Origin of the sequence: Pseudobythopirellula maris (assembly GCF_007859945.1) — a bacterium.
Classification (GTDB): domain Bacteria; phylum Planctomycetota; class Planctomycetia; order Pirellulales; family Lacipirellulaceae; genus Pseudobythopirellula; species Pseudobythopirellula maris.
In genome coordinates this window covers 156,098-180,386 of sequence record NZ_SJPQ01000004.1, presented here as the reverse complement: position 1 = coordinate 180,386, position 24,289 = coordinate 156,098, and the positions used below count along the sequence as shown (strand labels likewise).

The window sequence follows — 24,289 nt, the reverse complement described above, 5'->3', positions numbered from 1 at the left end:
GTCACTCAGCGTCGCCCCAAGCCATGCCTCCCGAAGCCCGACTGCCCGTCTCAGCGTTCATCATCTGCAAGGACGAGGAACAGTACCTCGGCAATTGCATCGAGAGCCTGTCCGACTGCGCGGAGATTGTGATCGTCGATTCTGGGTCGACCGACGGCACCGCCGAGCTGGTGAAGAGCTACGCCGCGGCCGGCTGGCCGATACGGTTCGTCTACGAGCCGTGGCGTGGCTACGCCGCCCAGAAGCAGTTCGCTCTGGAGCAGTGCACGCAGCCTTGGCTGCTGAGCATCGACTCGGACGAACGGCTCGACGAGGAGCTGCGCGACGAGCTGCCGCGGCTGCTCGGGGCGCCCGACTCGGTCGCCGGCTACCGCTTCGCCCGCCGCCCCTACCTGATCGGGTTCGGCTACACACCCAAGAGCGTGCGTGAGCGCAAGATCTTGCGGCTCATCCGCAAGGACCGCGGAGCTTTCGACCTCACGCTCAGAGTCCACGAAGGGATCTTGGCCGATGGCGACGTGCTCGACTGCGAGCCGGGCAGCCTGCTGCACTACCGCCCGCTGCCGGTCGAGGAGCAGATCCTCAAGGAGAACAGCTACTCGACGCTCAAGGCCGACATGCTGCTGGAGCGCGGCGCCCAAGCGCGCTTCGCGAAGTTCTTCCTCAACCCGCCGCTCTACTTCCTGCGGCTCTACGTCCGCAACGGGCTGTGGCGGTGCGGGTTCCCCGGCCTGATTCAGGCGCTCACCGGATCGGTCTACTCGTTCCTGACCGAAGCGAAGATCTACCAACGCCACGCCCTGAAGCGGCGGCCCTCGCACGACGACATGGAGGGCGCCCCGCCCCGAACGCTTCCGATCGCGTCGGCCCCGGCCGAGCCGCTCAAGAAGGTCGCCTAGCGTTCGCCCACTCCCCACACCCGGCGGCCCCTCACGCGGCCGATCAGCGACATGAAAGTCCTACACTACCATTTCGGCAAAGAAGGGGGCGCCGAGGCGTTCTTTTGCCACCTGGTGCGCGGCCTCGCCGACAGCGGCGTCGAGCAGAAGGTCGTGATCCGCCCAGGCCGGTCGTGGCGCGACAAGGTTGCCGGCTCCGCTGAGATCCTCGCCGAGAGCAACTTCCGGAATCTCTCGCTCGACCGCTGGACCGTGCCGCGGCGCATCCAACGGGTGATCCGCGACTGGCGTCCCGACGCCGTGCTCGCCTGGATGGCTCGCGCCGGGCACCTGCTGCCCGTCGACGCGGGCGGCGCCTTGCGGCTCGGCCGGCTGGGAGACTACCCCGACCGGCTCACCCAGTTCGAACGCGCCGACAAACTGATCTGCAACGCCCCCGGCATCATCGACCGGGTGCGCGACCTCGGCTGGACCAAGCCGGTCGAGCTGGTCACGAACTTCACTTCGACCGAGCGTGTCGATCCGATCGACCGCGCCGAGCTCGATACGCCTGCGGGCGCCCCGGTCGTCTGCAGCGTCGGCCGGCTCGTGCCGCGCAAGGGCTTCCACTGGCTGATCGAGGCGATCGCCCACGTGCCGGAAGCCTTCCTTTGGATCGTTGGCGACGGCCCCGAGCGCACGGCGCTCGAGGAGCTGGCCGAGCGGATCGGCGTCGCCCCGCGGGTCCGGTTCACCGGCTGGCGCAACGACGCCCGCCCCTGCCTGGCGGCGAGTGATGTCTGCGTGCTCCCCTCGCGGCTCGAGCCGCTGGGCAACGTGATCCTCGAGGGCTGGTCGCAGGGCAAGCCGGTCGTCGCCTCCAACAGCGGCGGGCCGCTGTGGCTCATCCGCGAGGGGCAGAACGGCCTGCTGTTCGAGACCGGCGAACCGGAAGACTGCGCACGGGCGATCCGTCAGGTGCTCGACGACCGCGGGCTGGCGACCCACCTGGCCGCCGGCGGCCAAGCCAGCCTGCAAGGCGGGTTCTCCGAGGAAGCGGTGATCGCCACTTACAAACGCGTGCTCAGCGGCGCCGAGCCGCAGGCCGCGGCCGCTTGATGCGTTGTCTCTGATCTCGTGTCGGCCGGCGTTCAGTCCAACAGGAACTGGCCGTAGCCGGTGTTCGTGCTGTCGACCGACGGCGAACCACGCCACAGGACCCTCGAGGCGACCTCGCCGCGGTCGTCCACGTCGTGCAGCACCACGGCGAGCTGGAACCCTCGCCACGCGTCGTCGCCCGAGCGTTCGCTCAAGACCTCGATCGGCAGCGACGCCTCGAATGCGTAGCCCTGCTCCGTCTTGTGGCCGGCGCCCTCGACGCCTTCGATCGGCTTCTTATCGCCGCGTCGGGCCGAGGCCTCGACACGCTCGCCGTCTCCCACCGGGGCGACGCTCAGCCGCACCTCTTTGTAGAGCCAGTGGCTTTCCAGACGCCTCGCCAGCGGGCGGCCGTCGACAATGAACTCCAGGCGGTCTCCCTCGGTCAGGCGCTCGTCGGTCACCTCGCCGGCGAAGTAGAGACGCTTCTCGTCGTGAGCGGCGGCGAAGGCGAATGATCCGTCGGTGGGCCCCTGCCAATGCTCCGGCGCGTCGAGCACCAGCGCGTTGTCGCGGCTGCGGAACGGCAAGGCCTTGCCGCCGGTCAGCGGGCGCCAATCGCCCAGCTCGCCGTCGATCTTGGGAGTCTCCGTCAATGCCCAGGCCGTGTGCTTGCGGTCGATCAACACCGGCACGAGCCGCTCGGCCCGCAGCGGGTTGTCCGACAGGGTCTTGGTCTTGGCGACGAAGGTCACCATCGACAGCCGGTCAAGGTCCATCGGCTCCTCGAAACGCAAACGGACCGATTTCTCGGCCACGCCGGTCGGGCCGACCGACATGCGGATCTTCTGCGGGTCGACCGTGAGCCCCTTGAGCGGCAGCCCGTCGAACTCGCCCTCGAGCTCGACCGTCTCGCCGAAGTCGTTCACGAGTCGCAGGTGCAAGTCGCCCTCGGTGAATTGCTCCTCGCTGGTGAGGAGAATCGGGGCGACCTCGACCGCCGTGTCCGCCAAGAAGCCGCGGAACGTGTTGGCGCTCTCCTCGGTCACCACGTCGTGCGGCAGGATGCCTTCGAGCCGCAGGTTCACCACGTGCGGGCGGCCCCCTTGCATCGTGAGCCACGTGACGTGGTCGAACTCGCCGTAGTCGTCGCCGCGCAGCTGCGAGCCGCCGCCGGTCGTGGCGAGCGAGTAGTAGTTGCTGCCGCCGTTACGCTCGTACTGCACGTAGTGGTGCACGTGGCCGGAGAAGACCGTGTGCGGCCTGCCGGCGAGCAGCGCCTCGACTTTCTTCCAGTTCGTGCGGTCCGGGCCGCCGCCGGCCAGATCGCGCTCGGCGTAAGTCCACAGCGGCTTGTGCAGGAACACCAGCGTGTGGCTGGCGTCGGCGTGCTGGTCGAGGTCGCTGCGAACGAAAGCGACCTGCTCGTCGCTCAGGTGCTGCGGCGTGGGGTCCTCGCTGCTGAGACAGAGAAAGTGGACCCCACGGTAATCGAACGAGTACCACTCCTTGCCGAACCGTTCGCGCCACAGCTTGTGGAGCATCGGGTTGGTGACGTCGTGGTTGCCGGCGACGAAGAAGAACTTCATCTCCAGCCGGTCGATGAACCCGAGGAACTCGCGCCACTCGGCCAGCGCCCGGTCGCGGTCGTCGGTGTATCCCTCGATCAGGTCGCCCACTGAAACAACGAACTCCGGTCGGAGCATGTTGAGCTTGCGCACCGCTTGCATCCAAACCCCCGGCCGGTGGCCGCCGGTGCGGTCGGTCATGATGGCGATCTGGAACCGCCCCTCGTCGCTGAGGACCGGCTTGTCGGACCACGGCTTGGGGCCATCGAACGTGGGGAGCGCCAGGGCGGACCCGATTTCGCGTGCCCCGATTTCGCGTGCCTCAGTGTCGGGGCCGGCGTGGTCGTGGCTTTCGTCGGCGTGGTTCTCGTGGCCCCACGCGGGGGTGACGGCGAGCAGCAACAGCGCAAAGCAGCGGAGCGATGAATTCACGTGGTTCGTCCTGGGGGAAACCTTCGAAGTGCGTATTGAAGGATAATGCCGTCAGGCCCACGCCTCAACAAAGAGTCGAGAATCTTCATCTTTCGCTCACGTCAAACGACCGATTGCGCCCTCGCCAGTCCCCCCCAAGCCTACAACGGCAGACCCACAGCGCAAGTCGACCCACCCGGCTGCGCAAAGCCGACGCTCACTGCGGGGCCCGCCGCGTGCGCCTGCCCAGCAGCAACGCCGGGGCCGACCCCCAATTGCTGCTGCCCGACCCCAACCCGCACGACAACGTGACGAGGGTGCGGTAGCCAACGCTAGGCGACGACCCCATCGCGTTCCGGCTGGAACGAAAGGGCTTCGATATGGAATCGTATCACCCCGCTCGGCACGTTCCATTCGACGCGGTCACCGACTCGATAGCCGAGGATCGCCGTGCCGATGGGAGCCAGGACAGAGAGCTTGCATTTCGCAATGTCGGCGTCTTCCGGATAGACGAGCGTGTAAGTCTCGACCTCTTTGCTGCGGGTCTGCCGCAATCGAACGGTCGAGTTCATCGTCACGACATCCGACGGGACCTCTCGAGGGCTGACGATCTTGGCGGCATGCAACTCGCCGCGCAAGACCTGGAGGTAAGGCTTGTCGCTGAAGGCGGCGGCGAATTCGCTCGCGAGCAAGCTTTCCAGCCGTTCGTAATCCTCAGCAGTGATGATGATTTGGCGTCGATCGGTCATGCGAAGCTCCTTAAGGTCTCTATTTATCGTCGAGCAGTCAAAACAAAGCGCCGAGAGTCAGCCCGCGAGTGCCCTGCAAGATTTCGAGGTGGAAATCATCGAGCGAATCATCCCTAGCGATCTATTGCCGGAGCGCCATGAGGATCGCCCTTGCTGGAGAGTGAAGCTGGATTCACCTCCCTACGCAAAGACCGAGTCCGTGGTGCGGGGCGGGGGCAGGCCTAAGCTCGGAAATCGTCTGCACTCAACCCGTGCCGAGAGAGCAGCTTGTGCATGCCTTGCCGCGAGAGGCCGGCTTGTTGTGCGGCTTGAGAGATGTTGCCTTTGTGCTTCTCTAGCAACGCCGTCAGGTAGCTTTGGTCGGCGTTGTCGAGGGCTTCCTCTCTTGAAATCTCGGCCAGCACAGAAACCGCACGGGGCGCCGACGCCTCCGCATCGCGTATCGGCTTCGGGAGGTCGGACAGCTGAACGGTTTCCGTTTGAGACAAGGCCACCGAACGTTCAATGACGTTTCGCAATTCGCGGATGTTTCCCGGCCATCGGTAGCGACCGAAGCAGTCGATCACTTCGTCGGACAAGCCTTTGATGCGAGCCTCGCCCCGTTGCAGCTTATCCAGGAACGCGTGGGCCAGCAGGACCACATCGTCACCACGCTCCCGCAGGGGAGGCAGCTCCATGTGGATGACTCCGAGCCGGTAGAACAAGTCTTGCCGAAACCGGCCCGCGTTGACTTCTTCCTGCAAATCGCGATTCGTCGCGCAGATGAATCGGGTGTCGATGTGAACAAGTTGGCTCTTGCCGACAGGGGTGAACGCCTGCTCCTGCACGGCGCGCAGCAGCCTGGCTTGCGACGCCATCGGGAGCTCACCCAGCTCATCGAAGAAAGCCGTTCCGCGATGGCTGTGGCTCAGCAAGCCGTCCTGATCTTGGGTGGCGCCGGTGAATGCGCCTTTGGCGTGGCCGAACAGAACCGACTCGAACAAAGATTCGGGGATGGAGGTGCAGTCGATGACTTGGAAACTTTGCTGGGCGCGACGGCCGTAGCGGTGGATCGCCTGAGCGATTACCTCCTTGCCTGTGCCGCTCTCGCCGCTAATCAGCACGTTGGTGTCGGTGTGAGCGACTCGATCGACGACTTCCAGCACCTCGATCATCGGCTCACTGCGACCGATGATCTCCGGGTACTTCGCCGAGAGGGCTTCAGCGTCGGGTGGGATCGGAATCGATTCGGAAGCCATCGCCGTCGGTTGAGACAGCATGCGACTCACGCTGGCAAGCAGGTCCTCGTACTTGACGGGCTTGAGCAGGTAGTCCGCGATGCCGAGCCGTACGCTTTCGATGGCGGTCGGCAGCGAGGGCACGCCTGTGATCACGATCAAGGGGATGTGCGGCCACTGCGAGCGTCCCTGTTGCAGCAGTTCGAGCTTCAGGTTGCCCGGCATGTTGAGGTCGGAAAGGATCAGGTCGAATGGCTCCTTGTGAAGCCTCTCCAACGCCTCCTTGCCGTCGGGCACACAAACGCACTCGTAACCCGCTTTGCGCAGCAGTTGGCCGGTCGTCCGCAAGTACAGCGGCTCGTCGTCGGCGATCAGGATTCTCTTCTTCGAGGGTGAGTCATTCATGGCCGGCGACGCCCCGGCGTGGCACGGTGACCGTCGCACACGCTCCGGCAGTTTTTTGATTGCGTAGGGAGATGGTCCCTCCCATCGCTTCGGTCAAGCTGCGGGACACCGGCAGGCCCAGTCCCATCCCTTCGCGGGTCTCCGTCTTGGTGCTGAAGAATGGCTCGAACAGCCTTGCCGACGTTGCTTCGGACACGCCGCCCCCCTCGTCCATCAGGAGCACGCACGCCTCGGCCCGCGTGGTCGAGACTCTGACGACAACGTTGCCGCCGGGCGGCGACGCCTGGATCGCGTTGCGAAGCACGTTCAACAGCACCTGCTTCAGCTCGCCTTCTCGCAGAATCACCTCGGTCGGACCGAGCTGTTCATCGGCGACGCAACCGCCGGTCTCGACTGTGATCCGCACATCGGTTTCCTTCGCCAGCGGCTCGGCCAGCAGGACGACATCGGCGACCGTTCGGCAAAGATCGAACAGCCTCGGCGATTGCTGACTGGGGCGGTAGAGCTGGTACATCTGATGCGTGATCGAACTGATGCGTTCAATCTCACTGTCGATCAGTTCCAGCAGGCCGTAGTCTTCGTCGTCTGGCGACAGGTTGTTTTTAAACAGCGTGAACGCGTTGCGGATTCCTGCCAGCGGATTGTTGACCTCATGAGCGACGCCCGCCGCCATCTGCCCCAGGGCGGCCAGCTTTTCCATCTTGAGCCGCTGCTCTTCCAGTTGAGCGATCTTCGCGGTTCGCTCCTGAACGAGTTGCTCGAGGTGCTGGTTGTGAAGCCGAAGCTCTTCGCGTAGCTGACGCCGCTCGGTGACGTCCCGCGCGCTGGCTCGAAAACCTCGATGCCGCTTGCTGTGGTCGTACATCGGCTGCCAAGACACGGCGGCCCACCGCTCCTGCCCGTCGCGTCGAGCCACCTGAAACTCGACGTGGTTGCCGCTGCCGCCGGCGATCGCGTCTCGGAGGACCTCGGCAACCTTGTCGCGATCTTCGTCGGCAACCAGCGGCAAGGGATAATCCTCCATCGCCAGGCATTCGCTCGGCGAATAGCCAGTGATCCGCTCGACCGCGGCATTGACCCACAGCAACTTGCCATCGGGCTGGTGCCAGCCTTCCCAGTCGTAGGTGCAGTCCGCAATCGCCCGGAAGACATAGCCGTCGATCGGTGGGGCCGTCGCTGAGTTGTGCTCATCCTGGTTTGGCATACGGTCCATTGTATCGCGATGCGTCCTTGTTTCCTTCCCAGCATGCCTTTCCCTACAGAGACTTCAGCCCCTACAGCGACTTCAGCACGACGGCGAGCAGCAACACGAGGAGGACCACGAACATCCCCAGCAACTGTTCGCGGGGAGTCATCGATTCGTAGTTGTTGGTATGGTCTGCAGCGTTGCGACTGCCGTGGGTAGGGCGGAGCGTCGACATGAAAAGTTCTCCAGTTCGAGTAAGGGGAACATCCTTGTTTCATGACAAGCATTAAAGCAATCGCCATGCCGCCCATGAATCCGGTGATTTCCAGGCTTTTTAGCTGCGTGAACCGGTAGGCACAGATGACAGTGTCAACTGCCGGCGACACATTTAGAGTCGAGCGAGGAGTCCGAGCAAGCGCGCGCTCGGTTGATCCGAGAAGCGGTAAACGGGCGAACTTGCCAGTACTGAGGCTCTAGAGCGGTTTGCTCATTGGTGTAGACGCTCGGCTCGCGATCGGCGTCATGGCTTCGTCAGCCTGCATCGATAATGCACCGCATTGCCTGCTTCGGCTTCCTCGCCACGCCGCCAATCGCTTCCCCCCTCGTCCACACCAATTCGAATACCGCTCTAGGTAACGCTGAGAGCAGCGCTCATAACCCGGAGGCGGATCAGCCGAAGAGCGGCGAGCCGGAGGCTCACGAAACGGGGGTCTGAGAAGCACGCCCGGCTGGACTCGAACCAGCGACCTGCGGATTAGAAGTCCGCACGCAGATGATCTATTCACCGCGGAAGAAGTCGATTCTCAGGATAGCGCTGCACTATGCGCTGCACTCGACGACGCATCGTGCGGGCTCGATCCCGATCTGTTACTAGTTGTTGAGTCTTGGACGAAGCTTCCCCGGGCCGCACAAACGGGAATCTTGGCAATGGTTCGCTCCCTGTGCGAATAGCTGCGACTCGCTGTCTCTGAGCGGATGGGTCATGATCCATTGTCTTGAACAAGTCGAGCCCCGACTGGTCCAGCACAGACGTTATCTTGGCAAAGCCTTGGGGGGCTCTGCGGTCTGTGCTTTGCCAACCTGCCGTGCCCGTATCGATTTGGGTCTGCGAGCAGGATATCACGGGGGCGTGAGTTCTCTTTTTTCTAGGCGTTTAGACCCATATGACGCCGAAACCTATCGGAGACCGAGCCTGGGGCTCACGACGCCTGGTTGGATAATTGCGTCATGTACACCTCAAGCACGCATCTAGGTGGACTACAAGTAAAGCTGCGTTGCCCTCTCTAGCACTCAGAGTCTGAGATTGTCGGAGTACAACGAGCAAGCGCCGGCGGCGACAGCTACAATTTTCTTCGTGGGGTAGACGCGAGCTGCGCTGGGGTAGCCAGAATGCACGCTAGGGCCTGTTCGGACATTGCTCATCATTCGTTTGTCCCCGGCTAACAGGAAGCTCCTGTCTGATGTGATACACAGAGCAAGAGGAATGAAGGATGCCGTTGTCAGAACGCGAAGGCTCGCAAGTACGCGAGGAGGTAAATCCATGGATAGTCGCCACCGTAGAGCAGTGCTTCAACTACGCGGCGTGGCAGAACGCTATCCCTTTGCTGCGATCGGTGGTCGTGCACAACCCGACGGGGGAAGACTTGGAGTCGGTCATCGTCGAACTGACGACGAGCCCCGCATTCGTCCGCCCCAAGAGCTGGATCATTGACCGTATAGGAGCCGGCCAGCAAATCTCTCTGAGTGATGTCGATATCGAGGTTGACGCCGACTATCTCGATTCTCTCGACGAAGCGATCCGAGGCGTGCTCGTATTCCGACTGCGGAAGGGCGAGCAATCACTTGCCGAGACTTGCGAGTCCGTGCGCGTCCTCGCCCGTGACGAGTGGGGCGGCATGGGAGGGATGGGAGAGTTGCTCCCGGCATTCGTGACGCCCAATGAGCCTGCGCTCTCCCCTCTGCTCAAATCGACGGCTGAGATTCTCAGCAGTCATGGTCACCCTGCGGCGCTCGATGGCTACCAGTCGGGTGACCCCAATCGGTCGTACATGCTGGCTGCGGCCCTGTGGTCTGCGGTGGCGGCTAGGTCTTTGACGTACGCCAACCCGCCCGGCAGTTTCGAACAGGTCGGTCAGAAGACTCGTCGTGTCACCACGGTGCTCGGAGACGGCTTGGCGACATGCCTCGACACATCCTTGCTCTTCGCTTCGGGATTGGAGGCGATCGGGCTCCATCCGGTGGTCCTGATGACCGAGGGCCACTGCTTTGCGGGTGTCTGGCTGACCGAGAAGACCTTCAACCGCCTCTGTGAGCCGGATTGCAGCGAGGTTCGGAAGGCCTTGTCGGCTAAGGAGCTAGTCGTGTTCGAGACTACGCTCGTCACTCACGTTCCCGCGGCCAAGTTCGCCGATGCGATCCGCGCAGCCGAAGCCAAGGTTTCCGAGGCTTGTGAGCACGAATTCGTCGCTGCCGTGGATGTGGCGAGGGCCCGGATGTCGCAGATCCGTCCGCTCGCGTCGCACGGCGCGCGCGACGTCAAACCCGCGCAAGAGGCCGAGGGGGCCGGGCCGCCGGCGCTGCCAGACACTCCGGGATACGAGCGTCCTCTAGCCGAGCAAGACGACCCCCTTCCTCAAACCCCCGCGGGTCGGGTCGAGCGGTGGCAGCGAAAATTACTGGACCTCTCCCTGCGAAACAAGCTGCTGAATTTCCGGCCGAACAAACAGACGATCCCTGTTCTCTGCCCGAACGTCTCACGGCTGGAAGACCTCCTGGCGGATGGGTCACGGATGCGGTTGGTGTCGCTGAATGAGCACAACGCTGTCGTCGACCGCGACCCCGCGCTCCACCAGCAACGCACGCGGAAAGACCTCGATCTTGAGTTCGCGAGTGAGGCGTTGGAGCGTGGCGAGGTGGCGTGTCCGATCGAGTCGCACGACCTCGAGAAGCGTTTGACAGCCCTCTTTCGAAAGGTGAAGAACGACCTGGCCGAGGGTGGGTGCAACACGCTGTACCTCGCGGTGGGGTTCCTACGCTGGAAGCAAACGCCTACGGCCGAGAAGACCTATCGAGCCCCGCTGCTTCTCGTGCCGGTAAAACTTTTGCGGCGTAGCGCTTCATCACCGTTCTACTTCGCCCACCACGAAGACGATGTCCGCTTCAACGCAACCCTGTTGCAACTCTTGAAAAAAGATTTCGACTGTGACCTCACGGCGATGGAGTCGGATCTGCCGACCGACGACAGTGGGATCGACGTCCCCCGGGTGCTCGACCGCATGCGACGCGCGGTCCGGGACATACCGGGGTTCGAAGTGGTCGAAGAAGCGACGGTCGCCTCCTTCTCCTTCGCGAAGTACCTGATGTGGAAAGACTTGGTAGACCGGGTTGACCAGCTCGAACGCAACCGGGTGGTGCGTCATTTGGTCAATGAACCGGACAAGGCCTTCGCGCGGAGCGATGTCGGACCGATCCCGCGTCCGCATGAGATCGATACACGCTATGAGCCGAGCGACCTCTTTCATCCGCTGCCGGCGGATTCCTCGCAATTGACTGCTGTGATGGCTGTGTCGGAGGGGCACGACTTGGTGATCATCGGCCCCCCCGGGACCGGCAAAAGCCAAACGATCGCCAACTTGATCGCGCAGTGCTTGGCTGTGGGCAAGACCGTGCTTTTTGTCGCGGAGAAGACCGCGGCCCTGGACGTCGTGCACCGTCGCCTCCGTCAACACGGGCTGGGGGATTGCTGTGTTGAGCTTCATTCAAACAAAGCGGAGCGCCGCCGCTTGCTAGATCAGCTCGAGGTCTCCTGGAAAAGGCCTTCTCGGCAAGGGGACCGTGAGTGGATCGCGGTGAACGACAGCTTGCGGCTGCGTCGCGATGAACTCAACGCGTACGTCGCTGCGCTCCATGCCGTGCACCCGAATGGATGGACTGCTTACCGGGCGATGGGCGTTTGTGCCGATCGGCAGGATTCGAAGGCGGTCGATCTCGGTTGGTCCCGTGACCGCCCCCTAATCAGGGACGACTACGAAACACTCAGGAAATCGGTTGACGAAATCATTTTCGATTACGTAGCGTTGCCCGACAACGCCGACCTGGGCCGCATGCAAGCGGCCGAATGGTCGATGGCGTGGGAGGAAGACTTCCTGGCAACGTGCGGCCGGTTGAAAGAATCGTCTGATTCGCTGGCTGACGGAGTAGGGCAGCTTTCGAAGGCAATTGGCTTGCCGCTGTCCGCGAATATTTCTGCTGCACAACTGGGCGCCCTCTATCGCCTGACCCAAGAGTTGCTAGGTGGCGAACAGCCCGCTGAATCGCTCGTCCTTCACGAAAAAATTGATGAGCTCAAGGCGTTGCTTGCCGCAAGGCGTGAATTGCTTGAGCGTCGCGAGCGTTCCCGAAGGGATCTGAATGAGGCCCTATCTTCCTTCGCCGCCGCGCTCGGCGCCCCGCCACGCGACCAACCGCCGGAAGACGCTAAGCCGATGTACTACCGCTTGGCGAACGAGTTGGTTAAACCCGATCCCCCCCCTGCCCCACTCGTCTTCCACGCCGCCTTCGACAGCCTTCCGGAACAACTCACAAGGCACGAGATACTGCTGAAGCAGAGAGCCGATGCCTGGGAAATGATCGATGCTCGCCGCTTCAACCCCTCGCTCGTGAAGCGGATCAGACTCGACGAGATCGAAGCGGCATGGCTCAAGGCCGTCGGATCAATATGGCCGCTGTCGCTCCTCCGCCGGAGGAGCGTCACGAAGAAACTCAAGGCCTACATGCCGGCGGACGCCACCGCGGAACCCGACATCGATCTCCCTTTGCTAAGAGAGCATCTGGATAGTCAGGATCTGCTGGCGGAAAACCACGCGTCCATGGCGCTGCCTCAGGAGCTGCAGTTGGCTGTCGACCAAGACCCGCCGAGCCTTCGCCCGCCGCTCGAAGCGGCCCGCCGGTTGCGTGACGCGTTCGTCGCGGCCGAGAGCTCACCGGAGCGTGTCGGAGAGGCCAACCGTCAATCACTCGAGCCGTTGATCGCTGCCGCCCGGCGTCTCTACCCACCAGGGCGTGTGATGGAGCAGCTACGCATCGAGCTGCAGGAGAACATGGCGGCGCTCGATCTCCCTCCCGATCTTCAAGCGGAGGTGTTGGAAGATGGCTCCGCCCTCGACTCGCAGCTCGAGGCCGCGGGGCGACTCCGTGAAATCGCAGCGACGCTCGGCTTGTCGAACGCGTCGGTCGCTGGGCTGCAGGCATCGCTGACCGAAGAAGGGCGCCAATCGGCGTCCGATTGCCGCCGAAGCGCTAAGGATTTCCAGAACGCATGGCAAGAGTACGCCAGGCTCGCGGAGGTGACGCCCGTCCCGAAAGCCTCCGTCTCGGTCGTCCGCGACGCGGCGGAACAGGCGGAGCGGGTTCTCTCCAATCGTTCCGTGCTGAATCAGTGGATCGCGTGGACGGCGGCTCGTCGCCGTGCCGAGACGCTTGGCCTGGCGCCTTTCGTCGCATCGTTGCAACGGGGCGAGTTCACGGTCGAAGAGGCCGCTTCGCGATTCGAACACGCCTACGCCCGCTGGTGGCTGCCGTTGGCGGTGGACCAGTCCGACGCGTTGAGGAAATTTCAGCGGATCCGTCACGAGGACGCGATCAAGGACTTTTGCCAACTCGATGAATCGGCTCGCAAGGCCGCGGCGCCCCGGGCGGTGCAGGCAATCTACCACGGCCTTCCAGCGAGCGAGCAGGTCCCTCGCAAGTCAGAGTTAGGGCTGCTCCGGCACCAAATAGGGCTGAAGCGGCCGAGCAAATCGATCCGTGAATTGATCTCCGGCATGCCCGAGACGTTCAGCAAGCTCGCGCCGTGCCTGATGATGTCGCCGCTGTCGATCGCGCAGTACCTGCCGGCGGATCAGGCGCCGTTCGACGTGGTCGTCTTCGACGAGGCGTCGCAGATCGCTACCTGGGACGCGATCGGGGCGATCGCCCGCGGCAAGCAAACGATCATTGTCGGCGACCCGAAGCAGCTTCCCCCGACCAACTTTTTTGGCAAGGCCGACGACGACGAAGACAACGCCGAACTCGAAGACTACGAGAAGGACCTGGCGAGCATCCTCGACGAGGCGCACGCCTCGGGCTTGCCCGAGTTGGTGCTCAACTGGCACTACCGCAGCCGCCACGAATCGCTGATCGCCTTCTCTAATCACCATTATTACGGCGACGGACTAGTCACCTTCCCGGCGGCGGAGTCGGAAGACCGGGGCGTATCGTTGATCCCAGTGGCGGGAGGGCTGTACGACCGTGGCAAGAGCCGCACCAACCGCGCGGAGGCCGAGGCGATCGTGGCCGACGCCGTCGAGCGGATGCGTCGCTGCCTCGCCAGGCCCGAAGGGGAGCGTCTGACTTACGGCGTCGTGACGTTCAACAGCCAACAGCAGGCTCTGATCCAAGACCTGTTCGACCAGGCCCTGCGAGACGCCCCCGAGTTGGAGTGGTTCTTTGCCGACGACCGCGTCGAGCCGACCGCCGTCAAGAACCTGGAGAACGTCCAGGGCGACGAGCGAGACGTGATGTATTTCTCGATCACTTTCGGCAAGGACGCGGCGGGCAAGTTCCCCGTCGATTTCGGGGCCATCAACCGGGAGGGGGGCGAACGGCGGCTGAACGTGGCGGTGACCCGGGCCCGGCAGGCGTTGCGTGTCTTCGCTTCCTTCCTGCCCGACGAGCTGCGGGCCGATCGATCCAAGGCACGGGGCGTGCACGACCTCAAGGCCTTCTTGGAATACGCCCACAAGGGGCCGGAGACGGTCCTCGCCGCCACGATAGAATCGACGGGCGACGCGGCCCCCTGTTTCGAGCAGGCGGTCAGTGTGGCCCTCGAAAGCCGTGGGTGGAGTTTGACCCCCGGGGTGGGCGTTTCGGGGTTCCGTGTCGACCTGGGGGTCGTCCACCCCGACCGACCAGAAGCCTACTTGGCGGGGATCGAATGCGACGGCGCCGCCTACCTACGGGCGGCGGCGGCTCGCGATCGGGACAAGACACGCCAGCAGGTGCTCGAGAACCTCGGCTGGAATATCTTGCGGGTATGGTCGCCCGATTGGTGGCGCCACCCCGACGCGGCGATCGATGACCTGCACAACCGGCTCACCAGCCTGCTGCAAGCCTCTCGAGAGGGCGACCGGCCCTCAAGCACGCCGGCCAACGAAGATTCGCCGGAGGGCCTTCAGGCGTTTACGCCGCCAAGGGCAGGCGCCGCCGGTGACGATCTCCTACCGCCGGTCAACTACACGCACGAGATCGCCGACGCGCCTGCGACCGATGACAGCCGCCACCCCCGGCTTGTCGCCAAGCAGGCTTCGAATGACAAGCCACGAAAGGCCTATGTCATCACCAAACTGGACGACCGCACCGCGGACCAGGACCGATTCTATGACGACGAATACTCCCGTGATCTTCGAGAATTGGCGTTGGCGATCGTCGAGACCGAAGGCCCGATCCGAGACGACGTGCTAGCGCGACGCATCGCACGGGCTCACGGGTTCGCACGAACCGGGGCGAGGATCCGTGATCGGGTGCTGGCGATGATCCCCGAGGTCACCTCGACCAAGGAAGAAGCCGGCCGGTTCCTATGGCCCAGCGACAAGCCCGCCGCGACCGCGCCATTCCGCCACGCGGCGCCCGAGGACGAACGGCGAAGCCTCGACGAGATCCCGATGGCGGAACTCATCGGCTTGGTCTCGAGCCGACCCGATCTGACTTCGAGCGACGACCCGGCGATCGCCTTCGCTCGCGAAATCGGGCTGTCGCGGCTCGCCAAGTCGGCGCGAGAACGGCTCGAAACCGCGATCGAATTGGCAGGGGGGGTGGGTTGAGATGCACAGCCGAAATGCCACTTAGCCGACATGGGGGGCGTGCGCGTTTTTTGCGGAAACTCCGGGGGTCCACGGGTGCGGCGCGCCGCATGCCTCATCACCCCTCCCAGCAGCTCTGTCGCTAACCGCTAGCCGCTCCGCAGTGGCGATCAGGCACGCGTAATGTTTGCCGGTCATCAAGACGCCGCTCACCAGGCATGGAATGCTTGTGTCGATGATGCGTTCGTCGCTGCTCACGCCTTCGCTCTGGCTGAAAAGTTCTCTTCGACACGGACGCCCAACGTGTTCCGCAACTTTTCTAGCGTTGCTGGGAGATGTCTATCGAGCACAAGCATCACTCGGATATCGGCGACGATCTGCTCCGTGGCCCGCCACGCGTCGAGTACCGCTTGGTATTTCACGCACTGAAATAACCCACGGATGATGTCCTGCTCACCGGAGATCGACGACTTGACCTCGATGCCGAACTGCTTCCTCCCGCTGGTAAAGAAAACGTCGATGCGGTCGGCGGAAGGCAAGGCAAATTCCAATTCGCCCTTGGAGCGTACTGGAATGCCCAGCAGCCGGGGGTTGTTCAACACCAAGTCCTTGAGGGCCTTGTGGTGCTCACTCTCGGGGCCCCCTCGGAACGCACGGGCGGCTTCGATCATGTCGCTCGGTACGGTTTCCGCGAGCGACAGCCCCAACGCCGGCAGCACTTCAAGCCACTTCGGATAAGCGAATATGTCGGCGTGGTACTCCTTGAGCTTCGCCTCTAGCTGCTGGCGTGTGGGCTTCTCCAGCTTCGCGAAACCGCTGAAGAACCCTGCCCCGGGAAGCCCCGAACCTTGCGAGACCACGAGCGACTGAATCGGTGGGATCCGCTCGCCCCATCTAGCGCCCAGCTTTTCGAGCGTGGCCCCCACGCTGCCGAGGACGAAGTTGAGGTTACGGGGATTGGGCATCCCCATCTCCTTGGCGAGCGGATCGTACTTGATCTGCTCCTGAGCGAGCGCCTGACGCACCAACAGGGGCAACGCGATTCGCGCTCGCTGCTGGTATAGCTTCTCGCCCTCGTCCATCGGGTGGGCGTATACCGCTGTCTTTTTCCGCGCCATGGCTGCTCCTTACTCCACCCGGAAAACCTTCATCACCTCGTCCCCCAGGTGGTTGATCACCTTCACCGCGATGCGGCCGCTCTTCGGCTTGTCGAAGGGGCGGCTGGTGTCGCTGTTGAGGGTGGCCCAGGCCTCGGCGTCGATCTCGGCCTTGAGCGTTGTCTTGAGGCTCTTGTACGGATCGCCCTGGCCGAGGAAGTAGGCGTGGCGGACGAAGAAGCTCTCTTCGTTGTAGTCGTCGTCGATCATCCAGCAGGCGATGCCGTCAGCGTTGTCGCTGCGGACCTCGCCCGTGGAGGGGTCGAACACGTCGACGCCGTTGACCTTCACGCGGAGCTGCTTGCCCCCCTTGTCCGAAGAAACGCTGAGCATCTCGATGTCGGGCTCGCCGAAGATCACAAACAGGTTACCCTTGCCGGTGTTGGCCAGGTCGCCCGCCATGTGCAGGTCAGCGTTCATGCGGGCCTTCAAGACCGGCAGGGCGCCGAGCTTGTCGAACTCGCTTGCGTGCGCGTCGTAGCTGAAGGCGCAGGTGATCAGCACGTCGAAGCCTGCCTCGGCTGCTTCTCTTGCCGCGGCGGCCAGATCGCTGCGCGCGACGGTGCCGAACTCGGGGCCGATGAACACGGCGGCTCGCTTGTCGTCACCCGACTCTTCGTACTGCCCCTCGGCGCAAACGTGCTCGCCGGGCCAAGGCTTGAGCGACAAGAACTCGATGCGGTCTTCCTTGCTTGCCTGCTGCACGCCGGCGGTGCGGAGGTTTTCGAGGATGACGGTCACGAAGTCGGGCGACGTGCCCGAGTCAGACTGCCCGCCGCGACGCTTCTTGCCCAGCTTGAGCGGATCGATCAGTTCGTCATCGGCGCCGACCCCCAGGGTGCGGTGCGGGCTGAGGCTTTCAACGGTGAACGGGCCGGCGACGCGGACCTTCTTCTTGTCCTCGTACGGCTTGTCGTACAGGTACTCGTAGTCCGCCTTGGCGGCGATGCTGGCGTCGATCTCCTTCTGCCGCGCGATCCGCTGCTTCCACCAATCGACGTGCAGCTTCTTGGCTTTCTTGCTCCAGGAGTCGTCCGCCTCGCGGGGGATCTCCCACTCCTCCCAAGGCTTCTTGAGTTTCAGCTCGGCTGACAGCTGATCGCTGATCGCTGAAAGCTCCCCCTGATACTGCTCCCAGATGACATCGATCTCGGTGTTGTTCGCAATGCTCTTAAGCGTGATGTGCGGCACCCGCTCGTAGACAAAGCCTTGCCGCACGCGGCCGTAGGTAGGCTGGGTGCTCGGCTCGGTGCGGCTGATCTTCGCTTCTTGCTGCTGTCCCTCGGGGCTGTCGGCCAGCAGGTAGTACGGGTAGCGGGCGCCCATGATCCTCGCTCGTGCCAGGGCAAGGCTCACTCGCGAGGTGTCGATCGTGATCCACCGCCTGCCCCACTGCTCGGCCACGTACGCAGACGTCCCCGACCCGCACGTTGGGTCCAACACCAGATCGCCAGGATCGGTTGCCATCAGAAGGCAGCGGGCTATCGCTGAGGTAGAAGTTTCTACTACATACTGTTTGTCAGTTCGAACCGCCAGATCATCCCAAATGTTGTTGACTTCGTAACTCGGATAATCATCCAGAAATCGGCGATACTGAACACTCTTTCCAGTGCATCCAAGACGACCAGCCTTCGTTAGACGGACCATCCCTTGTCGATTGGTTTTCCAGCTCCTACCACCGCCTGGCTTGAAGGTCTGCCCTTCAAAATCAAGCGGAAAAATACACGTTGTAGTGTATCCAGACGAAATTAAATTGTCATAACGGAAAGTGCTGACTGACGGGGGGATCAGAGATGCATCCGCACGCTCCTGCCTGGTTAATGTACGGTACTCCCCTGCTTCACGATCGTAGACCGCGCTGTATCGGGCTCCAGTGGAAGAACCCTCTCCCTGAACTTTAGTCAGAAGCGGTTTCCGAAACTTCATAACTTCTTTATCTCGGGCATACCATAGTATGTAGTCTCCGACGCTCTTTAAGCCTGCACTACCTAATCCACCTGTAGTCTTCATGGTTACAAGCGAGACGAAATTATCTTCCCCGAAGACCTCATCCATCACAGCCCTAACACGGTGGACATTTTCGTCGCCGATCTGAGCGAATAGGGAGCCGGAGTTGGTGAGCAGGTCACGGGCCGTGATGAGACGGTCGCGCAGGTAGGATAGGTAGGTGTGAATGCCGTCCTGCCACGTGTCGCGGAACGCCTTGACCTGCTCCGGCTCGCGGGTGATGTGGTCGGCCTTGCCGTCCTTGACGTCGCGGGAGGTGGTGGACCACTGAAAGTTGCTGTTGAACTTGATGCCGTAAGGTGGGTCGAAGTAGATGCACTGCACCTGGCCGCGGAGGCCCTCGCGTTCCGCCAAGGAAGCCATCACCTGGAGCGAGTCGCCGAGGATCAGCCGATTGGTCCAGTTGGCGTCGTGCTGGTAGAACTCGGCCCCCTTGGCTTCCTCGGGCACCCCGTTGAAGTCCTCGTACATGTCCGCAAACAGCAGCGGCTCGCGGTCGCCCCGTTCCAGCTCATCCTGTTCCTGCTTCTTCTCCCGCTTTGTCGATTCGCGCAGCAGGTCGTCGACGAGCGCTTTGGGGTGGACCCGCTCCTGGATGTAGACCGGCGGCGCCTGGACCTCGAGCTTCGATTCGTCCCCATCAAACTTGCCCCGCCAAACAAGCTGCGGATCGAGGTCCGGATCACGCCGCTCGATGGCCACCCGCACCGGCGCGCGGTCCTCCGCCGCCATCACCGGCTCGTGCTCGGCCGACGGCAAGTTCTTCCGCTTGCTGGAGGGGTGCGTCAGCGCCTCGACCGTCTTCTTGGTCTTCTTCTTGGTGGTGCGTTTTTTAGCCATCGTGGCGATCTATTCCGGTGTTATTCGTTTTCGTCTTCGTCGAGGCTGGCTGCGGAGTCTGGGGCGCCCAGAACCACCGGTTTGCCCATCGCGTCCGACACGAGGCCGGAAAGGGCGTCGACGCGAGAGGCGACGAAAGCTTCGAAGTCGTCGTTACGGAGATGCTGGGGCTCGATAAGGTGGCTGCGGAGTACCTCGTCGAGCTGCTCTGTCGAAAGTCCCGTTTCGCTCTCGATCTTCCGTAGATAAATCGATGGGGCGGCCCCACCAATGATCTGGTTGGATCGTTTTGAAAGCGGGGTCTTATTGAGGATGCTGTTGAACCGCGTCTTGGGGATCTGTTGGCGTATGCACCACGCGCGGGGGAATACGTGATGAATGTCGATCTTCGATTGGTGGTAAGTCATCAAGTCGGTGGGTTTACCGGTGATGAAATCGCGACAGCCATTCCGCATCAGCAGGGCATGGATCGCCTTGTACGCGGCAGACATTTTCCCTCGGAGCGACCAAAGCCGATTCTGCTGAAAGATGGCGTCTTCGACCGTCTTCGGCGGCCCCCCCTCGCCACGTAGCCAAGCGACCAGTTGCGGCAAGTCAACCGCCATCCGCGTTTCGCCGCCGCTGCCGTAGACTTCGCCGAGAGCGCCGCACCAAAACCATCGGACGAGTTTTTCGTACGAGGCGATCGTCGGCGGCTTTCCACCGAGCGAGGCAAACACCGCGGCGAGCGTAACGGTATGCAAGGGGTACGGCGTGTCATCTTCGTCGATAATATTCTGCTGGTGCATGAACTCGGCCGCCTCGCGGTACGCGGCTTCGACCATCGGCAAGTCACGCTCGAAATCCTCAAGCGGCAGCCCAAGCATTGCGGGGCGTTTGCACGAAATCTGTGGGAGGTCGCTTGGCGCCACGCCCGCCGCCTCACGCTCACGGCGCACTCGCCAGGTGTGCAAAACCGTGCAGGTTTGCAGGAACTCCGTGTTCTCCAATGGCTTCAATACGGCTCGCTCTTCGCGCTTGCCGACAAGCCGCTTCTTGATGCCATTCCAGGCGTCGCGCAGGTCAAACTGATTGGCGGCGTAGATGGCGGTGAGCAGCTCAAACGTGTCGAGCTTCTTGCCGCCGATGTTGAGCTTCTCGAATACGAGGCAGATCGCTTCGCGTGAGTTGCTCTTGTCGAGCTTGATAAGTGGGACGTTGTACGCTGCAAGCGGCACCAAGAACCGGTCGTTGAATGCCTGCATAAGGTCCGTCACGTCATCACCACTCTCCTGCGCGTAGGCCTGCCACTTTAGCACCCACTCTAGTGGGTCGAGCGAGCGATTCAGCGGGAAGAGCCGCTGTTGGTATTCCAGTTCTCGGGTGGAGACATCGAGATCGATCTTCTTGCCAAAGTCCGATCGCAAGACGCGGTCGTGAGGCACTGAGAGGATCGCATCGTAGATGTCGGCCGACTCCTCTAGGGCCGCCTCGATCCGCAAGTAGTAGTAACGGTCGAGGGTCTTCTTCTTTCGGTACCGCGTCTTGACCGGGTCCTTGCAGGAAAGGGACTGGTAGAGCGATGTGACGCGTTGCTGACCGTCAAGCAGCAGGTGCTCGGGCTCCACGTCGCTCTCGGGTACACCTGCGAGCAGCCGTGGCTGAAAGGAAACTTCGCCGCCCGCCTCTAATGTGAGCAGGGCTCCGATCGGGAATCCCTTGGCGATCGACGCGATCAAGCCTCGAACGTCTTCATCACCCCAGACATAGTCGCGCTGAAAATCGGGGAGCTGAAGCTTGCCCGACTCGGCGTCCTCCAAGAGCTGCTTGAGTTGTATCTTCGAAGTGTCAAACACGACGGTCTCCGGTTGCAGCGATCATGTTGCGGAACTCTTCTTCGAGGCGCTCGTCGAAGTCGCCACTCATCTCCAGAATGCGGGTCAGTTCTTGAAACGCCCACCGGCCATGCGTGCCGAGATTGTTGACGCCGGGTACCCAGTAGGTGTCCATCGTCAGGCGTTTGTCCTTGGCGTTCTCGCCACGGTAGCCTTTGACCTCGACCACCAGGTGCAGCGGGTCATCGCGTCCGTTGCCGTCGTCCACCAGCAAGATGAAGTCGGGCACGTACTGTCGCTGCCGACTGCCGTCGCGGTAAGGAACCTCGAACCCCATGTTGTGGTTCTTGACGTAGGCGTACACCCGAGGGTGCTGCTCGGCAAGGCGGCAGAACTCGCCCTCCCAGCTGCTATCGAGCACAGCGTAGTTGATGTGGCATCGTCGCGAGTCTGTCTCCCACAATTGAGAAGCCGACGTGTTGAAGCCGACGTGAGCCGTCGAACCGGTTGGGTTGTAGGGATCGAGGATCGCCGTCACCGGCCGCTCATCGGCAAAACGGGTCGTGATGGCGGCGTAGATACGCTCGCACGCCATCTCAGCGATCGGCCGGTACTTGAGCTGGGCGGGGAACGTGCCTGCGCGGCACTTGAGGCACTGATCGATCCACTTTTCGCAGACGCGAACCAATGGAAAGTAGAGGTGCTGTTTGGGGTCTTCGTTGGCGTCACGGAAACGCGTTTCGAGAAGCTGCTGGGCAAGCTCGAACGCGATCGTCTTGGCCCGCACCTTCCCGGTATGGATCAGGTTGAGATCGACGGGTTTGCCGATTATGCCTTGGTTGCGGGCCTCAGTCGGACCAATCAAATCGGTCGAGAGTTCGAGGATCGACTCGGCCGTGAACTCGACATCGAGTTCCTCACTCGGCAGGTCGATGCGGTAGCCCTCAACCCGAGGAAAGCGGATTTCGCATACGTCGCGCTGCGGGCGGACCGCTTGCACCCGAACCGTCGGGCGTGGCGGCGTCGGCTTCGTGACAACCGGCTTCGCGGTGAAGTCGAATGGGATGCCGAGGATGTCGGCATACTCGACGTCAAACAGCCCCTGCTCGTTGATCTCGTAGTTCTGCCGCCGCAGGGCCCGGCCGATGACTTGCTCGCAGAGCAGCTGGGTCTTGAAGGCCCGAACGCCTAGGACGTGGGTCACGGTGTTGGTGTCCCAGCCCTCGGTGAGCATCGAGACCGAGACGACGCAGCGGATCTGTTCGCCGAGCCGGTCCTTCTTGCCTACGGTATTCATCACCTCGCGAAGCAGGTCGGACTCGGATAGGTTCTCGGCTTCCTGGCGACTTCCGGTCCGCTCGATGATTTCCTCACGGAACCGGGCGATCTCGTTGGACGCCGCGTCACGAAAGTTCTTGTCGAGCGCCTCGCCCGACTCGAGTTGCTGGCTGTCGATCAGCAGCGTGTTTGGCCGGGCGAGCGGCTGGCCGTACTCGTCGTAGTTGCGGAAGAGTTCGAGCTGCCCGGGAACGTAAGAGACTTCCCCCTCTTCGGTCAGCCGGTCGAACCCGGAGATGTAGTCGTAGATGAGCTTCGACGCGGAGGTGTTGCTGCAAACAACGATGAAGCATGGTGGCACGTCGATGCCGGCCTTTTGCCATGACGCGTAGGTCTTCTTGTAGTGGCCGTAGAGGGCGTCGAGGGCCGCCATCAGCTCGGCTGGCAGCTTGCGCGGATCGACCTGCGTTTCTCCCTTCCTCTGCTTTGTGCCGCGTCCTTTCTTGGGCATCTTCTTGCGGATGTGCTTCCACAAGTCGCGATAGATCGGCATCTGATCGCCGGGTAGGTTGTCGGCGACCGGCACCCGCGGCAGCTTGACGATGCCGCACTCGATGGCGTCCATCAACGAGAAGTCAGTCATCGTCCAAGGAAAAAGGGTCCCTTCGGCGTAACCCGACCCGCGAAGGAAGAACGGCGTGGCGGAGAGGTCGACGATGCGATTGAGGCCGAGCTTGCGATTGACGGCCTCCAATCCCGATATCCACATGCGGGCCGCTTCGGCATTCTCCTTGGCGTCGTGCTTCTCGTCGGCGTCCAGCTCGTCATCTTCAACAGGATCGCCCGGCTTCTCGCGGTAGCAGTGGTGCGCCTCGTCGTTGAGGACCATCACGTTCTTGATGCCCATCAGGTTGGGCATGACGCGTTGGATCATCTGGCCCTCGGTTTCGAGGGTTTGCATCTCTTCTTCGCGGCCTTCGAGCAGCGCCCGGGTTCCTTTGGCCAGCTCCATCCGCTCGCGGAGCTTGAAGGCGTGGTAGTTGGTGATGACGATTTCCGCCCGGCCCAACTCGCGCAGCATGTCGTTGGGGACCAGCTCGCGAGAGGCGTAGTAGCTGTCAGGGTCGTTGGGCTGGAGGACGCGGAGACGGTCCTTGATCGTGAGGCCGGGGGCGACGATCAAGAAGCCACGCGTGAAGCGTTTGCTTCCGGGTCGTCGCACCGCGTTGATCGTTTGCCAAGCGATGAGCATCGCCATGACGGTCGTCTTGCCGGCGCCGGTGGCGAGCTTGAGCGCCAAGCGGTTGAGCCCCGGGTTGGCCTCGTCATTCGCCTCATCGAGTCGGGAGAGAAAGTCCTTGCCGCGCGCAGTCTTGGGGGCGACCTCGGTCAGCCAGATGGCGGTCTCGACCGCCTCGAGTTGGCAGAAGAACGGGCGTACGCTGCTGAAAGGATGGTTCCGCCAGTGTTCTAGCAGTCGAGCCGTTTCGGGCGTGACATTGTTGTCGCGCGTGTGGTCCTTCCGCCAGGCGTCCACTTCGGCGCGGATGTCGTTGACCAGTCGGGCGGTCTTGGCGTACTCCTGCTCGGCGGTGGAGACATCGAAATCGACGTCCTCGTCGCCCATCTCAAGCGAACGCTGCTTGGACCGGTTCCGTTTCTTAGCCTTGGGGATTGGCGTGACGAATTTGGCGGGCCTACGGCTCGCGATTACCTGCTGAGTCGGCTGCCCCTCTTCGTCAAGTTCCCAGTGGCTCGTTGGGTACTCGTAGGGAGAGTTGAGAATCGGCTGATCGAAAAAAGGGTTTTCCATGCGTCACGACGAAGAGAGGACTGCTTAAGC

12 protein-coding genes are annotated in these 24,289 nt (G+C 62.6%); 3 read left to right on the top strand and 9 right to left on the bottom strand.

Annotation, left to right across the window (positions count from 1 at the left end; all coding sequences use genetic code 11):
* The first annotated feature begins 23 nt into the window (after positions 1 to 23).
* Together Mal64_RS16945 and Mal64_RS16940 are read left to right on the top strand one after the other, a co-directional pair.
* The gene (locus Mal64_RS16945) at positions 24 to 899 is read left to right on the top strand and encodes a glycosyltransferase family 2 protein (protein ID WP_146402511.1); all 876 of its coding nucleotides are present in this window, start codon (positions 24 to 26) and stop codon (positions 897 to 899) included.
* Positions 900 to 950: 51 nt separating this feature from the next.
* Complete coding sequence (locus Mal64_RS16940; protein ID WP_146402509.1) at positions 951 to 1,997, top strand: glycosyltransferase; 1,047 nt, start codon at positions 951 to 953, stop codon at positions 1,995 to 1,997.
* Between the two features lie 32 nt (positions 1,998 to 2,029).
* Here Mal64_RS16940 and Mal64_RS16935 read toward each other — a convergent pair whose 3' ends face one another.
* The 5 genes from Mal64_RS16935 to Mal64_RS19940 form a co-directional block, all read right to left on the bottom strand.
* Positions 2,030 to 3,976 carry a metallophosphoesterase gene (locus Mal64_RS16935; protein WP_146402506.1) on the bottom strand — a complete coding sequence of 649 codons (1,947 nt, stop codon included), beginning with the start codon at positions 3,974 to 3,976 and terminating at the stop codon, positions 2,030 to 2,032.
* A gap of 311 nt (positions 3,977 to 4,287) precedes the next feature.
* On the bottom strand, positions 4,288 to 4,704 hold the full coding sequence (gene rnk / locus Mal64_RS16930) for a nucleoside diphosphate kinase regulator (protein WP_146402504.1): 417 nt from the start codon (positions 4,702 to 4,704) through the stop codon (positions 4,288 to 4,290).
* A 221-nt stretch (positions 4,705 to 4,925) separates the two neighbouring features.
* Positions 4,926 to 6,326: a sigma-54-dependent transcriptional regulator gene (locus Mal64_RS16925; protein WP_146402501.1), complete on the bottom strand. Its 1,401-nt coding sequence runs from the start codon at positions 6,324 to 6,326 to the stop codon at positions 4,926 to 4,928.
* Positions 6,319 to 7,530: a PAS domain-containing sensor histidine kinase gene (locus tag Mal64_RS16920; RefSeq protein ID WP_146402499.1), complete on the bottom strand. Its 1,212-nt coding sequence runs from the start codon at positions 7,528 to 7,530 to the stop codon at positions 6,319 to 6,321. The genes Mal64_RS16925 and Mal64_RS16920 overlap by 8 nt, the downstream gene beginning before the upstream one ends.
* Before the next feature lie 70 nt (positions 7,531 to 7,600).
* Complete coding sequence (locus Mal64_RS19940) at positions 7,601 to 7,747, bottom strand: hypothetical protein (protein ID WP_197525843.1); 147 nt, start codon at positions 7,745 to 7,747, stop codon at positions 7,601 to 7,603.
* A 1,261-nt stretch (positions 7,748 to 9,008) separates the two neighbouring features.
* Between Mal64_RS19940 and Mal64_RS16915 the strand changes: the two genes are divergently transcribed.
* Positions 9,009 to 15,371 carry a DUF3320 domain-containing protein gene (locus tag Mal64_RS16915; protein ID WP_197525842.1) on the top strand — a complete coding sequence of 2,121 codons (6,363 nt, stop codon included), beginning with the start codon at positions 9,009 to 9,011 and terminating at the stop codon, positions 15,369 to 15,371.
* Between the two features lie 233 nt (positions 15,372 to 15,604).
* Here Mal64_RS16915 and Mal64_RS16910 read toward each other — a convergent pair whose 3' ends face one another.
* The 4 genes from Mal64_RS16910 to Mal64_RS16895 all read right to left on the bottom strand — a co-directional run bounded on the left by Mal64_RS16910 (position 15,605) and on the right by Mal64_RS16895 (position 24,259).
* Complete coding sequence (locus Mal64_RS16910) at positions 15,605 to 16,432, bottom strand: hypothetical protein (RefSeq protein WP_146402494.1); 828 nt, start codon at positions 16,430 to 16,432, stop codon at positions 15,605 to 15,607.
* A 45-nt stretch (positions 16,433 to 16,477) separates the two neighbouring features.
* A complete protein-coding gene (locus Mal64_RS16905) occupies positions 16,478 to 19,273 on the bottom strand; it encodes a site-specific DNA-methyltransferase (protein WP_231993820.1) in 2,796 nt (931 codons plus the stop codon).
* Between the two features lie 101 nt (positions 19,274 to 19,374).
* The gene (locus tag Mal64_RS16900; RefSeq protein ID WP_197525841.1) at positions 19,375 to 21,189 is read right to left on the bottom strand and encodes a GmrSD restriction endonuclease domain-containing protein; all 1,815 of its coding nucleotides are present in this window, start codon (positions 21,187 to 21,189) and stop codon (positions 19,375 to 19,377) included.
* Positions 21,182 to 24,259, bottom strand: a complete 3,078-nt coding sequence (locus Mal64_RS16895; RefSeq protein WP_146402488.1) for a BPTD_3080 family restriction endonuclease — start codon at positions 24,257 to 24,259, stop codon at positions 21,182 to 21,184. Before Mal64_RS16895 ends, Mal64_RS16900 begins: the two co-directional genes overlap by 8 nt.
* Positions 24,260 to 24,289 lie beyond the last annotated feature (30 nt).

What these genes read in the sequence shown, in the direction of transcription:
- Mal64_RS16945 (WP_146402511.1), top strand. Translation starts at nt 24, where the DNA reads ATGCCTCCCGAAGCCCGACTGCCCGTCTCAGCGTTCATCATCTGCAAG.
- Mal64_RS16940 (WP_146402509.1), top strand. Translation starts at nt 951, where the DNA reads ATGAAAGTCCTACACTACCATTTCGGCAAAGAAGGGGGCGCCGAGGCG.
- rnk (WP_146402504.1), bottom strand. Translation starts at nt 4,704, where the DNA reads ATGACCGATCGACGCCAAATCATCATCACTGCTGAGGATTACGAACGG.
- Mal64_RS16925 (WP_146402501.1), bottom strand. Translation starts at nt 6,326, where the DNA reads ATGAATGACTCACCCTCGAAGAAGAGAATCCTGATCGCCGACGACGAG.
- Mal64_RS16920 (WP_146402499.1), bottom strand. Translation starts at nt 7,530, where the DNA reads ATGCCAAACCAGGATGAGCACAACTCAGCGACGGCCCCACCGATCGAC.
- Mal64_RS19940 (WP_197525843.1), bottom strand. Translation starts at nt 7,747, where the DNA reads ATGTCGACGCTCCGCCCTACCCACGGCAGTCGCAACGCTGCAGACCAT.
- Mal64_RS16910 (WP_146402494.1), bottom strand. Translation starts at nt 16,432, where the DNA reads ATGGACGAGGGCGAGAAGCTATACCAGCAGCGAGCGCGAATCGCGTTG.
- Mal64_RS16895 (WP_146402488.1), bottom strand. Translation starts at nt 24,259, where the DNA reads ATGGAAAACCCTTTTTTCGATCAGCCGATTCTCAACTCTCCCTACGAG.